At 51.9% G+C, this 15,877-nt stretch carries 9 protein-coding genes; 1 reads left to right on the top strand and 8 read right to left on the bottom strand.

Annotated features, from left to right (window positions below; all coding sequences use genetic code 11):
• Nucleotides 1-27 precede the first annotated feature (27 nt).
• Nucleotides 28-915: a LysR family transcriptional regulator gene (locus A3849_RS29455; protein WP_074114627.1), complete on the top strand. Its 888-nt coding sequence runs from the start codon at nt 28-30 to the stop codon at nt 913-915.
• Between the two features lie 252 nt (nt 916-1,167).
• Here A3849_RS29455 and A3849_RS29450 read toward each other — a convergent pair whose 3' ends face one another.
• The 8 genes from A3849_RS29450 to A3849_RS29415 all read right to left on the bottom strand — a co-directional run bounded on the left by A3849_RS29450 (nt 1,168) and on the right by A3849_RS29415 (nt 15,555).
• On the bottom strand, nt 1,168-2,955 hold the full coding sequence (locus tag A3849_RS29450; protein WP_074114685.1) for a glycoside hydrolase family 36 protein: 1,788 nt from the start codon (nt 2,953-2,955) through the stop codon (nt 1,168-1,170).
• Between the two features lie 50 nt (nt 2,956-3,005).
• Entirely contained in the window at nt 3,006-4,724 is a 1,719-nt protein-coding gene (locus tag A3849_RS29445) for a cache domain-containing sensor histidine kinase (protein ID WP_074114626.1), read from the bottom strand.
• Nucleotide 4,725: 1 nt separating this feature from the next.
• Nucleotides 4,726-6,291, bottom strand: a complete 1,566-nt coding sequence (locus A3849_RS29440; RefSeq protein WP_074114625.1) for a response regulator — start codon at nt 6,289-6,291, stop codon at nt 4,726-4,728.
• A gap of 135 nt (nt 6,292-6,426) precedes the next feature.
• Complete coding sequence (locus A3849_RS29435) at nt 6,427-8,085, bottom strand: extracellular solute-binding protein (RefSeq protein ID WP_074114624.1); 1,659 nt, start codon at nt 8,083-8,085, stop codon at nt 6,427-6,429.
• Nucleotides 8,086-8,114: 29 nt separating this feature from the next.
• Complete coding sequence (locus tag A3849_RS29430; RefSeq protein WP_074114623.1) at nt 8,115-9,020, bottom strand: carbohydrate ABC transporter permease; 906 nt, start codon at nt 9,018-9,020, stop codon at nt 8,115-8,117.
• Between the two features lie 49 nt (nt 9,021-9,069).
• Nucleotides 9,070-9,933 carry an ABC transporter permease gene (locus A3849_RS29425; protein ID WP_372237816.1) on the bottom strand — a complete coding sequence of 288 codons (864 nt, stop codon included), beginning with the start codon at nt 9,931-9,933 and terminating at the stop codon, nt 9,070-9,072.
• A gap of 199 nt (nt 9,934-10,132) precedes the next feature.
• Nucleotides 10,133-13,120, bottom strand: a complete 2,988-nt coding sequence (locus tag A3849_RS29420) for a glycosyl hydrolase (RefSeq protein WP_143191937.1) — start codon at nt 13,118-13,120, stop codon at nt 10,133-10,135.
• Between the two features lie 149 nt (nt 13,121-13,269).
• Nucleotides 13,270-15,555 (bottom strand): beta propeller repeat protein, encoded by a 2,286-nt coding sequence (locus A3849_RS29415; protein ID WP_074114620.1) that lies wholly within the window; start codon nt 15,553-15,555, stop codon nt 13,270-13,272.
• Nucleotides 15,556-15,877: the final 322 nt, after the last annotated feature.

Raw genomic sequence — 15,877 nt, 5'->3', positions numbered from 1 at the left:
ATTGCCGATCTAAAATGAGGGATTTATATGATTGTTGATGCACTGAATGTATTTGTTACCGTTGTGGAACAGAGCCATTTCTCTAAGGCAGGCGAGCTGCTAGGTTTGTCACAACCTGGTGTAAGCCTTCATATCCGCAATCTGGAGAATGAAATGGGAACCAAGCTGCTCCACCGTTCTCCGAAGCAGGTCCGCATGACGGAAGCTGGAACGATACTCTATAAGCATGCCAAGCAGATACTATCCCATTATGAGGAGGCCGGGCGGGAAATCCGTCTGCTGCGGGATGAAGTAACCGGAAATCTCCATATCGGGGCCAGCTTTACGATCGGGGAGTATATTTTACCGGCCAGACTTGCTGCATTCGCCAAACAGTATCCGCTGGTCAGCCTTCAGTTGACCATTGGGAATACGGAGGAAATTATCGAGGCCGTAAGAATGAACCAGCTGGATGTGGCTTTTATCGAAGGTGAAACCAATGACCCTGAGCTTCTGATCATTCCCTACATGAAGGATGAGATGATCGTCGTCGCCCCTCCAGGACATCCGCTCGCAGAAAGTCTTGCGGTGGAAAAGAATATGCTAGAGGAGGAGACCTGGGTCCTACGCGAGCATGGCTCCGGCACCCGTGCTTTCAGCGATCATTTTCTGCAGGAATCGGGGGTATCCATGAAAAGATCGTATGTATTCAACAGCAGTCAGGGTGTCAAGGAGGCCGTCTCTGCCGGACTGGGGCTGGCGATCCTGTCCAGATGGATCGTGCGCAAAGAGCTGGCGGGCGGCGAAATCTGCGAGCTGCGGCTCAGACAAAGACTGCTGGAACGTGAATTTCTGATCATCCGGCACAAAGGCAACCCGGAGAGTATGGCGGTTCAGATGTTTATTGAGAAGCTGCTCGCTGTACCCCGAACGTAACGTATGGAAAACCGGTATGCGGGGCTTCAACAACGGCATTTCTGTCGTTGTTCCTGGGCAGACCCGCCTGCGTGGCTCCACTAACGGCATTTCTGCCGTTGTTTCGATACAAAGTCGGCCTTGACGGAGAAAAGCCGCTGACCCGAATTTAATTGGGAGCAGCGGCTATGGATGTACTATATAGCTGATATAAGCTCAGAGCCAGTAGCTACAGCAATGCGGGAACAGCGGCATGGATGACCTCTCGGGCATTCATTCTTTCCTGCTGGCAGGCTCCAGCGTAATTACACCTGCCGCAGGCACATCAAGCATATGCACCCCGTTGTTCCAGTTCAGTTGATACTCTGACGTTACTGTTCCCTGGCAATCTCGGACACTTATATCCAGAGGACCTGTGTCACAGTCCAGCTCCAGTACCAGGCGGGAGAGTAGCGTACCATTGACGATAATCACCAGCTCTGGCATATTCCCGGTTATAGGGATAACCGTATCATGATAAGCAGCAATCACCCATTTCCGGGTGGTGCGGGCTGTAACTAATGGATATAGCAGCTCGGGATGCTGCGGCTCCAGGCGGCCATCCAGCAAAACGTCCCGGTGCTCACGCCAGAAGGACAGCCAAAACGTCAGCATGGCAGTATGTTCCTCCGGCAGCCGGTCGAGCCGGACCGAAATCTGGGGAACGGAAAACAGTACATTAATGAACTGAAGTGCTGCCGCCGCCGAAGACTCCTGGGGATTCCACATCAGCATATCGGAATGTGCCGCAGTGCTGCCGCATATCAACCGGATATCGATCGTCTTAATTCGGTTCTGGAGCGCATCATTAGGACAATCGCCGGCCCGGAACATATTCCCGTATTTACGCATTAGCGGTCCAATGTAATTCTGGCGGAATTCGATCAGAATATCCGGCTTCAACTGTCTCAGACGGGAGATGATCCCACTTAGAAGCTTATCCACTGCTTCCGGTACCGAACCGGTGTCTTGCCCATCTGCGGGAAGATCAATATCCCCTTTGGCATAAAAGCTATCAACGAAATCCAGCTTAAACCCGTCCAAATCCCATTCTAGAACAGCTTGCTCATAAATGGCGGTCAAATACTCACGCACTTCCGGATAACGGGGATCAGCGACCCCTGCTCCAAGCTCATCACTTACATACAGTAATTTATCCCTGAACCTCGCCCAGGCCTGACTGTGCTTTCCGATGAACGGAACCGCATACCACAGCATGAATTTCATTCCAAGCTCATGAATCCGAGTTACATGTGATTTCAGATCAGGAATTTTATCCGCACTTACCCTCCAGTCTCCACAGTAGGCATAACCCCGGGTCTCATCTGAGGTCTGCCAGCCGTCATCCATAATGACCGTCTTGCAGCCCATGGCTGCAGCTGCTCTGCACTCGGCTTCCACTGCATCAGGCGAAAGCTGCTGATGAAAGCTGTACCATGTAGAATACACCGGTTCTCTGGCCGCGTCCGGAACGGGGGAAGGGTTACAGCCGGGAAGTCCGGCCCACCATTCGCCCACCCTTTTCAGCGCATCATAGTAGGGATGACTTCGCGTATCCAATCGCAACATGACCTCAACATGGTCTTCGGGCGCGCCTGGGTCTGCAAAGAGCGTCACGGAACAATGGAAGCTGGATGTTTCCTCATTCAGACCTGCATGAAGCTCCACGGGACTTAGTACATCCGAGCAGGCAAAGGTCAGCACATTGTTGCCCCGGTTTCCGTAGAGACAGATAACCGGTGCGGACGAAGTGGACCTTGAAGGGAAGCCTTGCCGCCAATCGGGGATCAGCCCCCGGCTCCGCTCCACTGTTGGATGCCACAAGCCTTGTACATCCACTGCTGCACAGCTCCACTTCAGGGATAATTCCGGTAGAACAGCCGGACTAGAGGCATCCATAATCAGACGAACATATTCTACATCGGCCTCAGCGACATCCATAAAGGAAGAGAGAGCTAGGGCAAAAGTTCCGGTCTGTCCCTCCAGCCTCATTTCACAGCCATTGCTAAGTATGATTTTCAATTGCTTCATAGCTCCTTTTTAACCGGATATGTCTGATTGAATGGTCAATGTTACATCCGGCAGGGAATCGAAATCTGGATGCAAGCCCCGATCCCTGAACGGCTGGCAATGATTACCCCATAGCTGTTGCCATGATGGAGCTTGATCCGGGAATCCACATTACGGATGCCATAACCGATACGAGGACCCTCAGGGGCCATAATCTGCCGGATGATATCTGCATTCATACCCACCCCATTATCAATCACTTTGAACACAATCTCCGAATCCCGCTTTGCTACGACAAGCCTGATGCCCAAGGTGGCTCCGAACCAGGCATGTTCAAGCGCATTTTCAATCAGGGGCTGCAGAATCAGCTTGACCGTTGCGTACTCCAGAAGTTCCGGATCAATGTCATAATATACACTTAGCCGTTCACCGTATTTAATGCACTGGATCGCTACATAGGCTTTGGCATGCTCGATTTCCTTGCCCACAGTGGTCAGGATTTCTCCGCGGTTCAGACTAAGCCTGTAGAATTTCGCCAGCTCCTGTACCATAATATGCAGTTTATCGATATCGCCGAATTGGGCCAGACGGTTAATAGAGGAGAGAGTATTGTAGAGAAAGTGAGGATTGATCTGCGCCTGCAGCGACTCCAGCTCTGCTTCTTTTTTCTGAAGATCGGCAACATAATTTTTATGGATCAACTCTTCCATATTGCTTCCCATCCGGTTGAAGGCGATAGCAATTTGCGCCAGCTCATCATTGCCTTTGAAGCGGATTCTTTTGTGGAAATCCCCGTCATGAAATGCATTAAGGGATCCCACGATCTTCTGGATGCGCCGTGAGAAGTAACCGGATACCCCGATTCCCAAGGCGGCCAGGACAACGGCACTGACCAGACATACCAGCAGTGTCATCCGGCGGACCTCGTTCGCGCTCTGATCGAACAAGCTGTAAGGAATGTAGGCTTGCAGCTGCCAGCCCAGGCCGTGCAGTGATTCACTAAGGACAAGCTCTTCGGGTTCTGTCCCGCTGCTCGACCCTGCCGTGCCTTCCGGTGAAGATTGCATCACAATCCTGCCGTTGTCATCAAGCACGACAAGCGTACTGTATTCGCCAATTTTGCGGTAATCCACAGCATCCAGCAGATCCTTGATCTGTACCGCCACCCGGACAAGACCAATCTCCTTCCCGCGCTGCACATCATCCAGACGCTGCAGCAGCGAAATATTGCCATCCTCTTGATCGTGCAGAATCTGCTGCCAGCGGCTGAGACCCGGCAGGTTACCCGAAAATTCCAGCATGCGGTACCAATCTGCGTCTTGTATCCGCTGCACATGATAGATCTCGTAACGTTTCGTGGAGAGCAGCGGATTCAGCCCTCCGTCCTTATAGAACACTTCAGGCAGTGTTTCGTTCTGAAGATACAGGGACAGGCCAATATTGCTGGCTGTGTAATTCAGCAGGTTTTCAAGCGCCGGCATGAGTGTCCTGGTCATAGTTTCATAGCTGTACCAGCCTTGATCATAGCGGCGAAGCGCATTTTGCAGACTGTAATTATAGTAAAGGCTGTTCGAGATGCGTTCGATATCATCTGTGCGGTAACGGATATTGTCGCGCATTTGCCTGAGCGTTCCTTGAAGGTTCTCCCGTGTCTTTTCCCGTAGGGAATTCACGGAATGCGCATACGCGAACAGGCCAACCGTCAGCACGGCAATCAGCAGGCACAGCACATAAGGCAGAATAAGCTTGTATCCAAAAGGAATGCTCCCCATGCGCCGCATGTCACAAATGTCTCCTGTAATCACCTGGGCTCACACCATAAAATTCCTTAAACTGCTTACTAAAATGGGAGAGATTCTTATAACCCACCCGGTTTGCGGCTTCGTAGACCTTCAATTTCGGATCACTAAGCAATACTTTGACCCGCTCCAGCCGCCTCAGCCCCACATAATCGGAGAAATACACTCCGGTCTCTTCGTAGAAGATCTGACCCAAGTGATTAGGTGAAAAGGAAAAGTGGTTGGCTGCATCCCGCAGCATGACATTATGCTCCAAATGCTCTTCAATGTACGCCTGTACCTGGTCCACAAGCTTACGCTTCTTCCCTTGACGCTTGCGCTGCAGCCGCTCGGATAGCTCGAACATCCGGCGGCGGAGCCAGGATTTCATATCCTCAATGGTTTCCAGATCATATAGAATACTCAGATGTTTCCGTTCCAGCCCCAGCAGCTCATAAAAATCCTCATTAATCGTATGCAAATACGCATCCAGCTTAGAAACGATGTGCAGAAAGAGCTGGTAAATCTCCAGTTTGGTCTCCATATTGCCCACCCAAACAAACAGTTCCTCATTGCAGTCGTCCACATCGACCAGACGGTAAGACGTCACCGCCGCGAACAAGGCCTGTAGAATACTGTCCAAATCTTTGGCTGAGGCCGAGATCGGCTCTCTGGCATCTGAATGGAGGATGAGCTTGCCTTTGCCCAGGAACAGCTTCAACCCTAGCGCATTCCTCGCCTGACGGAAGGAATCCCGCAGCTCACGCAAATAGCCAACGGTGGGACCTACACCAATGGTTACCGTCAGCGGTATTCCATCCGCCGCCCGATGGATCAGCCTGCGGAGTCTTTCACGTCCCACACTTTCTTCCAGAATCAGTGCGTAATGGAAACGCTCCGTCCGGCAGGCCTGTATCTGTTCCTCGGCACAGTACCGCTCGATCGACATCTCCAGCGTGTTCTCTATTTCTGCCTTCGCCCCGTCACTAAATCCATTCAGCTTCCAGGACATATCATCGGGCTCCAGCAGTGCGGTGTACAGTCTCGCCCCATTCCAGTTAATACCGACACGTTGAAGCAGGGGCAACACCTTTTCTTCGTCCGGTGTACCGTCAAGAAGCTGCATGAACAGCTCTCGGCGCAGAAGCGGTTCGGATTCGGAGAAATAACGCTCTAAATGGGAGTACTCACGCTCACGGTCCAGAGTCTCCCTAACCTCTTCCAGCGATTTGCGCATATCGTTATCGTCTACAGGCTTCAGCACGTAACCGGCTGCGCTCATGGATATGGCCTGTTTGGCATATTGAAAATCTTCATAGCCGCTGACAAAAATAATCTTCAGCTTAGGGTTCAGCTCAAGGGCTCTGCGGGCAAGCTCCATCCCTGACATGATCGGCATTCTGATATCGGTAACCATAATATCCACAACCTGCGAATCGAGTACCTTCAGAGCTTCAAAGCCGCTGCTCGCGGCTGCACACACCTCCATACCAAGACCTTTCCAGTTCATGAAGCGCTGCAGACCCTCCAGATCCAGCATCTCATCGTCGACCAGCAGCACCTTATACATCCCATTTCACCCCACCCTCGCACTCAGAATTCAATCCGCCCCCCGGCAACTTGTGCATGCGGTGAATGCCATATAATAGTAAAAAGGGGGTACACTTGGATTCAGTATACCCCACGGTTTATGCTGGCTCTAGCTTTATTTCATCTTGTTCAGATTGTCCTGCCATTTCGCGGTTTGGAATTTCAGCAGCTTCTCGTAACCCGCTTTTTTGGCGTCTTCATTCGCTTTGTTTAAGAGACTGAGAACTTCATCATCACTTTTGGCGTATAAGGCTTTTGCAAAAGCCTCCTGGTAAATATCATTTACCGCCGTTGCAATCGTTCCTTCTTCCGAGTCCGGCAGCGGGTCCAGATTGACGAACTCCGTAAAGTTCTTCGATGTCTTCCAGGTCACCTTCTGCTGGGCCAGCGTAGTCCAGTTTTGCTTGTCGGCCGGAAGCTGTGCATCCATCTTGGCTTTGGTCTGATCAATAAAGGTGGTGTTGCCGACCCAGTTGAAACGGCCGATTCTTTCCTTATCTTTGTCTCCTTGTGGTGTATTCAGACCAGCCTCGTTCAGAATAGGCACGCCGTCTGCATCGTACTCATCCCAATACAAGCCTTGACGTCCAAAGTTCAAAATCCGCTGGCCTTCTTCGCTGGTCACCCAGTCGAGGTAGGAGAAAATCGCTTCCGGGTCCTTGGCGTTCCTGGTGATGACCAGCACGTTCCAACCCAGTGAGTTGTAATTGTTGGGTGTAATTTTAGTTGCATCCAGACCCGCCTTGTGAATCGGCCAGATGATATCGTAGCCGGCTTCAGGGTCTGTTGTACGCAGCGCGTTATCCGCTCCCCGTCCAGGGTTCACCACATCGCCGTCCACATATACTGCAACGCGGCCTGTTTTGAGTTTCTCGGAAATCTGGTCACCAGTCTGGGTGAACAGATCCTGTGTGATCAGTTTTTCACGGAAGAGCTTGCTGGCATACTGCATATTCTCGATGAACACCTGATCCTCAAAAATCGATTGCAGCGTGTTGCCCACCGGATTGGCTTTGGGCAGGTACGGTTTATTTTCAGCAAATCCGCCATACATCGTCTCGAGTCCCCGGCCTTTGGCTCCCACTTCAAGCGGTACCACATCGGGATACTTCTCCTTCACCTGCTTCAGGTAGGCATACAGATCATCGTAGGTTTCCAGCTTCGGTGAACCCAGTTCCTTGTATATTTTCCGGTTAATGATCCAGCCGCCGTTGCCATTCGGGCTTGACGTATACCAGTTGGGGAACTGGTAGAGCTTACCGTCTTCAGAGCGCAGCATGTTCAGAGTGGCTTCACCGGCGTTCTTTTTCAGATTAGGATAACGGTCCAGATAATCATCTAAGGGTACCAGCAGCCCGGGCTGACGAAGACGTTCGACATTCGCACCGCGGTCCATCATAATGACATCCGGCAGACTTCCCGAGGCGATCATGGTGCTGAACTTGGTCTCGGCAGCGCCGCTGGACTGAACCGGGGTCATCTTGACCTTAAGGGTGTCGGCAATCCACTTGGTGGTGGAATCCCTCCCCCATTCTTCCGTGGTATCCCAGTCGTAATTACTGTAATACGTGAAGGAGACCGGTTTGACCGTGCTTCCTACAGCGGCTGTTGTAGCTTCAGGGCTTACACTTGCCGCTGCTGTCTCCGTTACCGCTGGTTCTTTGGTAGGATCAGCGGATGGCGCAGCAGCATTGTTCCCCCCTCCACAACCGGCAATCCAAAGCACCGAACATAATACAACACTCAGCAGCGGAAAACTCTTCTTAGACTTCAAATGAGCAACCCCTCTCTAATATTCATTCATTACTCCTTAAGCGACCCGATTAACACACCTTTCACAAAATACTTTTGCAAAAACGGGTAGACCATTATAATCGGCAGCGTCGCGACCATGGTGGTTGCCATAATCAGCGATTTACTGGTAACTGACTGCACGAGCGCGAGCCGGTCTTGAGCAGCTGCACTGCTCCCGATGGCCTTCTGGAGCTGATCCGTCACAATATTGGAATTCAGGATCTGCTTCAGCAGGGTCTGAATCGGGATCAGATCGGGATTATTGATATAAATGCTGGCTGAGAACCAGTCATTCCAGTGATATACGGCCGTAAATAATGACAGGGTAGCCACGACAGGACCAGAGATGGGCAAAATAATACGGGTCAGCACTCCGATATGGTTACAGCCGTCAATCCGCGCCGATTCAACCAGTCCTGCCGGCAGTCCCAAAAAGAAAGTCCGGAAAATAATCATGTTGTAGACACTGATCATACCGGGAATGACCAGCACCCAGAAGGTATCCATCATGCCAAACTCGCGGAGCAGCAGGAAGGTGGGAATCAGTCCTCCGCTGAAATACATTGTTATGATGCAGAATACCATATATATTTTGCGTCCCATCAGTTCATGCCGGGAGAGTCCGTAGGCCAATATGGCGGTAAACATGACCGATAATGTAGTGCCTACAATAGTGCGCATAATGGAGATCAGAAATGCATGACCGATGCGGCTGTCCCTGAACACGACCTCGTAATTGTCCAGCGTTGGCCTGCGCGGCCAGAACGTAATCCCGCCAAGCGCTGTGTCCGAGCCCATATTGAAGGAAATCACGAGTGAGTTCCAGAAGGGGTACAGGGTGATGAAGCCCAGCAGCAGCAGCGTTGCATATATAATGACTTGTAGGAATTTGTCTCCCGCCGACAGCTTCATCATAACCTGACACCCGCCTTTCTTCTCGACATTTGGTGTGCTTGACTGCTGCTTACCATAGACTTGAACCCATTTTTCTGGCTGCCTTATTCGCCAGAGCCAGCAGTCCAATACTCACTATCGCTTTGAAAAGTCCCGCCGCCGCCGCATAAGAGAAGCGGTTGTTCAAAATCCCCATCCGGTAGACATACGTATCGATTACGTCGGATACATCACGCAGGATCGGATTGGTGGCCAAGATCAGGATATCCTCGAATCCGGCATTCAGAATATTGCCGACAGCCAAAATGAGGAAGATGATAATGACCGGCCGGATGCAGGGCAGCGTGATCAGCTGGATCTGCTTGAACCGCCCTGCACCGTCAATGGAAGCGGCTTCATAGAGATGCGGGTCGATTCCGGCAATTGCCGCCAGATAGACAATGGCTGCGAACCCCATCTCCTTCCAGATCCCCGTCCCCACCAGAATTCCCCAGAAGTACTCAGGCACGGACAGAAAGCTGATAGGCTCTGAGGTGAGATGCAGACTCATAAGCAGCATGTTAACGCTTCCATTATCAGTCGAGAGCATCGATCCCACGAACCCGCCGACGATCACCCAGGACAGAAAATGCGGCAGATAGCTGACGGTCTGGATGATCCGCTTGAATAACATAAGCCGAACCTCATTGAGCATCAGCGCGAGCAGGATCGGAGCCGGAAACCCGATACACAGCTTCAGCAGGCTGATTACAATGGTGTTGCGCATGACCGTCCAGAAGTCGGGCGAATTGAAGAATGCTTCAAAATGCTTCAGCCCGACCCAGGGACTGTGAAAAAAACCGCCGAACAGCTGATAATCCTGAAACGCCATCAGTACCCCGTACATGGGCAGATAGCTGAAGACGAGGATAAACAGCATAGCGGGTACAACCATCAGCTGAATATCCCATTGCCTGAACCACCTGGTCCACCATGATACCGGCTTACCTTTCGCCCTGGTAATGACCTTTCGTTCGATTTCCACGTTTGTCATCCTTCCTGTTTCTTTGCTCTACACCTTAATCTTATGCAGTTCAGAAAGGAGGAACCAGTACCGTGGTCAACGAAATATGTGGTCCAGCAATGATGGTTAATTACAGCTTAATGGACTTCACATCGTCAAAGTAGATCGTTCCGCTTCCCTGGGTTCCACTGCCCTGGGCCACATAGAAGGCGAACTCTTTAATGGAGCCCAAATCAATGACACCATTGCCGCCAGTAGACCAACCGGGCCTTGCAAAGTCGGTAAACGGAATAGTCACAAGCCGCGCCGTAGTGCCTTCAAGCTTGATTCCGGCCTCCCAGACCTCTCCGTTCGTCTCATGAAACTGAACAGCCAGCTGTCGGTTTGAGCCATCCGGCTGGAGCCAGAAAGTGATCGCTCCCATGCCCGGCCATTCCTTGCCCATGCTGCGGTAGACGCCTGCATATCCAGGATTGCCAACCGTATAGTCCAGCTTAAGCCCGTAGCTTCCGCTGTTCAGCTGATACGTATCCAGTGTTACAGTTGCAGCATTGCCGGAGACATTGCGCTGCCATTTGGAGCGCAGGCTTCCATTCGAGCCACCATAGGATTCGAAATCATCGATCAGATAGGAGTCCACCGGAGGCGGAATAAACGGGCCATTTCCGGTCTCTCCGTTGTTGAGCGCCCGCGGATCACTGTAGAGCGCTTGAATACCGCTAATCGAATTTTTGTCGGTTAAATACTGGGACCAAGTCATGAAATACACATATCTTGACTGCTTTTCCCGAAGCATCTGCATATCCGGCAGCTCACCATTTTCCCCGATAGCAATAGGCCGGCCGCCGCTGAGCTTCAGAAGCTTGTTGTAATAAGTGTCACGGTAATCGTTGTTGTAGATGTCCATGGCCAACACATCTACCACATCGTGGCCGGGATAATAAGGGGTTGAATCGTATGCCCAGGAGCTCTCCGCATTCGGACTCCACACCCAGATCAGATTATTCAGACCATGAAGATTAGTTAAGCGGTCGTACATGTTGTGCCATAGCTGCTTGAACAGCTCCGGTCTTGCACCCCACCAGAAAAATTCAGCATTCATCTCGTGATATGGACGCCATAATACAGGAATACCTTCATCCTGCAGCTGCTCCAAATATCCCGCGATCTCATCCACCTGGGCCGCCCACTGGTTGTACAGTGCGGTGCCGGGAGTGACAATCTCTGTCATTTGGGCTTCTGTCACATCACCCGTGACACTCTCCCAGCCGGAGGTAGCCAGGTCCATAGGCCGGGTCTGGTGATAGGTTAGAGTCACCATGGCTCCTGACTGACCCTGAAGAACGGCCTCGTCAATCATAGATTGGCGCAGCTCGCCTATGTCTCCCCCGATATAATAGGCGAAATCCGAGCCCCATAATGCCGGATAATATCCGGTTAGCTCTGCTGCCGTGTCGTACCATTTCGCGGGCTCTTCGTAATAATTATGTTGGCCCGTGTAGACGGCATTCCCCACCGTTGCATAGAGCCGGTCGAGCAATGCTGTCGCTTCAACGCTAGCATTCGGGTTGACCGGAACCATCCTGCCGGTGGTTACCTGAAGTGTGCTCGGGGCTGAGATTGCGGTCCCTTCGCTAACCGCTTTAACCTCAAGATCATACAGGCTCTCAGGCGACAGGCCTTCCAGCTTGTAAGTATACAGTGATTGTCCGGAAACATAAGGAACCGTCAGGCTGTTCCACTCGGTGTCGGCCGCTTTTTTATACAGCAGCTTATATTCTCTCACTCCAAAGGGTCCTGTGGAGGCTGCCCATTCCAGCTCTGCAGAAACCCCGTCTATGGTTCCAGCCTTGAAGCCCGCAGGAGCAGTTGGACTAAGGTTAGTCGGAATAACAGGCATTTTACCGATAAAAACCTGATCCAGGTACATATCTCCGCCGCTCCAATTCCCGGCCCGCAGCTGCAGGCCAGCCAATCCGTTGGCAGTCTGAATCTGCTGCTCCGAACGGGACCATGCTGCTGTGGCGTTAGTATAGAACGGATAGGATTTCACAGAGAAACCTTGGTATACATCCAGTGATACCGTGAATGTCCCAGGCAATACCGTATTGAATTTGCTCCAAAACGAAATCAGATAGGAAGCGTTGCTGTTAGCGGGGATTAATGGCGTTTTGACTGTGGACAGATTCTTCAGCTTCAGCGCATACATGCCTGCATAGGGATCATAAGTTGTCGTTTGTACAGTCCCTGTTCTATACCATGGAAAGATGTATCCAGACTCCAGACCTCCATTGGGTACCTGATTAAATCCCGGCGTTGCCTCCAGTCCCATCACGGCATCGGAGGTATTGCCCGCGACATCCTTGGCCCGCAGCATAATTGCATACACTGAAAAAGGATCCAGATTATTGAGGGTATACGTGTACTGGTTGACAGATTCCTGATGCGGGACAGCCACGGTATTCCAGTCAGCAGCATCTGTTCTTTTGTAAAAAATCTGGTAGGAATCTACTCCCATATCATCTGTGGACCCCGCCCAGGTTAGCTTAAGTGCGTTGGAGTCATGTTCGGCCTGCCATACACCCGGAGTCGTCGGGCGTTCAATATCCACATTCTCCCGAATGACAGTGTCGTCGATATAATAATCCTTAATCGTACCGTTCCAGAACGATAAGCGGATATATTGCACACCTGGACCGGGTGTATACAGGAGCTGCCGGTATTCCCATTCCGTAGAACCTGAGAAATGCAGCTGTTCCTTTGATTGCTGTGTGCCGAAAATGTCCATATCTATCGTCGCATTCGTGACTCCGGCAGCGGCAAACTTAACCCATAATCCAACCCGGTAGGTTTTGCCTTGCTGAACTGCGACTGACGCTGATGCCCCGCCTGTACTGCGCTTAACCAGAAGACTTTTGGCGCCCCCGTGCTTCTCGGCGGTTGTCACCACCGGACTTCCCCATTTCTCCCACAGCGTATCTCCCGCCTCAAACCCGGGATTACCCAGCAAATTCTCGCCAGCTCCAAGCACCGGGACACTTGGGACGAGGAATGAAGCAAAGATCAGAACAACGGCCAGCCAACCATGGAACCATTTCCCCCTCATACGTGGTACCACTTCAATCAGGCCTCCACTCACATTAGCCGGTGGAATTACGACTATACGTCGTCCGGCATCTCCAATGTAAGCGTTTACTATAAAGCTCAACAAGGTACAGCAGCAACGAAAACTATGCTTCAGCAACGATGTCCGGTTATTGGGCTGATTTATATTTTGTCCTTCAGGAGTATACGGTAGGCTCCATTACCGCAGGAGACACCGAGCACCCGTTCCCCCGCACCATCAAGTGCAATTCCTTTCCAGCGAACCGCTCCCAGCTCCGTCTGATTCCAAGCTACCCAGCTCTTACCGCCATCACGGCTGCACATCACTTGAGAGTCTGTACCATTCATCACCATGGGTTCACAGGCAACGATTATCAGATCCTCTCCATGGTCACCAATTCCCAGAGTTAGTGCAGATACATTCAAAAGCCCATCCAATTCAGCAGGATACAGCTTGCTCCAGGACTCGCCTCCATTCGGGCTGTGCCATAATCCTTCTGAAATGAAGCCGGCATATATCGTATCTGGGTAACTTGGAGAATAAGCTACAGTGTTCAAGACAGAGCCCAGACCTCTTCGCTTAAAAGGCAGACCTGTTCCAATGGATACCCAGTTGTCTCCGCCATCGCGTGATTCCCAGATCCCTTCGGTCCATTCACCCACCAGTATCCGGCCTTCGTGAAAAGGGCTTGCCGCCAGCAGCTGATTGGCCCCGCAGGCATTCTTGACCTGATAGACAACTACAGACAGCAAGTCGGCTTCAATCCAGTTCTTCATATGCGGTATTTCCGTCATGTAGGCGGGAGGGCGAAAAGCGGTATGCTCCCAGGTCATTCCGCCATCCGTAGAGCGGTAGATTCCAGCCCCCGAAGTAATTGGTCCATCCATATAAGCATAAAAGGTGTCTGTTCTCACGCCATCCTCCTGTAAAGCCTGCACAAACAGACCCGGTTCCAGCGTAAGTACAGCTGAGGCAGTCTCTCCATGATCACGGCTGAGTGCAATACATGCAGTGCGCCCGTGACCGACAAGTCCGTAGAGATAACTCTGACGGGATGTTCGCGGTATTACAGCTGCAGTACTTCCTGAATAACCGGGTAGACCCGGGAGATTCCAAAAGCTTCTGCCGCCATCCTCAGTAACCTTCGGCGGGTGGTCAGCCATCGTCACACAGAACTTACCCGGCTGCTCCGAAGCGGAGGTAACGGCTTCCATGCAGGTTGTTTCCAGCCCCTGAAACTGCGCAGCCCGCCATGTCTTTCCGCTATCGGGACTAACTGCAACTCCGTACCAATTCGTCAGATAGAGGCGTTTTTCAATAAAGCGGTCAACGAGAATTTTGGATATGGCCCAACCCGTGGCCTCCGCACGTGAACCACTGCCGAAGTGATCCATATAGACTGGAAATCCGCTCAGATTCTCCTCCTTATATTGCCCGAGGAGCTTCCACGGTTCGGTGTCGCCGCTGTCTAGACCGGATACGTACAGTGGAATCGGCGGAACGGTCTTCATGTGGGGCCGGGCATCCGGGGCTGTATACCACAACTGCGGATGATGGAGATCCTGTACGACCGTCCCGTATCTATGCCTATCCTGGAGCAGCCCTGTCATATCCGACTGCCAGGTCTTCCCGCCATTCTGACTGTGGAGGATACCATTCCATATACAGGCAGCCCGCACCCGCTTGGGATCACGGCTGTCGAAGGCAAGCTCGGCAAAGCTTGGGCCTTCATGCAGCAGCTCCCAGGATTCACCGAGGTCGCTGCTGGCATACAACCTGCCAGTCTTACCTCGGGGCTGGTCCTGAAGCAGTCCCAACACTCCCCCCTCCCCTGTCTCCACATAATCCATATTGAGATCTTCATCGCTTATGGTTCCTGCATACAGTAATCCCGGTGTTCCGGGATGGAAGGCGACGCAGCCAAACCGCTCCTCCGGCAGCGAAGACTGCTTCCAGGACTCCCCTTCATCCCTGCTGATCCATAAACCGCCCGTGTAGCCCCCGGCAGCTACAATATCCGGGTGATGAGGATCTACTGCGATTATTTCACCGTACATCCGGGTCGGTCCATTGCCGTAAAAGCCCATGCCTGTACAAACCTCTCTCCAGGTATGTCCGTCATCTTCTGATTTGTGGACCGAGCCGTAAAATTTGCGGCTTCGCACTTCCCCCGAGCAGCGGAACAGTACCTCCGGGTGATGGGAACTAATGGCAAAGCTCTGCACCTGGTGGTGATACGCCTTGGTGAGTCCGGCATTCCGGGCTTCCCAGCGGAAGCCGCCGTCAATGCTGGCGAAGACTCCCGCCACATCGCAGCGGGCGTACAACACACCACTTTTAGCGGGATGCTGAATCAGCCCTGTAATATAGCCGCCCCCGCCCAGCGCAGCCGGTGACCAGGTTTGCTCCGGTTTGAATGAATTGCCTTCCACATTCCATACCTCCATTCTTCCTTGCCTCCTACTTAAGCTTACCTTCAGGCTGGATTTACGTGCATCCCTGTGAGCAACGAAATCTATTGCTGAGCAAGGAATATGGCGAAAGGGCTGCCGTAAAAGTGGATTTACTACGAGCGGAAACAGGCCTCCATCCATTTTAAAAGCATTAAATTCAATAGAGCAGCGCTCCTGTCATCGGAGGACGCTGCTCTATGTTTTTTGGTCCATGGCTGCTCGCTCAATAGATTGTGGGCATTGACGATACGAACGTGGTGATGTTCTGAATATCTTCCTCCAGCGGAGATTGGACCACGGTCCGTTCGCGGAGCTT

It is taken from the genome of Paenibacillus sp. P46E (assembly GCF_001909095.1).
Taxonomy (GTDB): domain Bacteria; phylum Bacillota; class Bacilli; order Paenibacillales; family Paenibacillaceae; genus Paenibacillus_AQ; species Paenibacillus_AQ helianthi.
Note: the sequence above shows the minus strand (reverse complement) of the source record. Positions and strands in the feature narration are given on the sequence as shown.

Excerpts from the sequence above, each read along its gene's own strand:
- A3849_RS29455 (WP_074114627.1), top strand. The coding sequence starts at position 28 with ATGATTGTTGATGCACTGAATGTATTTGTTACCGTTGTGGAACAGAGC.
- A3849_RS29445 (WP_074114626.1), bottom strand. The coding sequence starts at position 4,724 with ATGCGGCGCATGGGGAGCATTCCTTTTGGATACAAGCTTATTCTGCCT.
- A3849_RS29440 (WP_074114625.1), bottom strand. The coding sequence starts at position 6,291 with ATGTATAAGGTGCTGCTGGTCGACGATGAGATGCTGGATCTGGAGGGT.
- A3849_RS29430 (WP_074114623.1), bottom strand. The coding sequence starts at position 9,020 with ATGATGAAGCTGTCGGCGGGAGACAAATTCCTACAAGTCATTATATAT.
- A3849_RS29425 (WP_372237816.1), bottom strand. The coding sequence starts at position 9,933 with ATGGTTGTACCCGCTATGCTGTTTATCCTCGTCTTCAGCTATCTGCCC.
- A3849_RS29415 (WP_074114620.1), bottom strand. The coding sequence starts at position 15,555 with ATGGAGGTATGGAATGTGGAAGGCAATTCATTCAAACCGGAGCAAACC.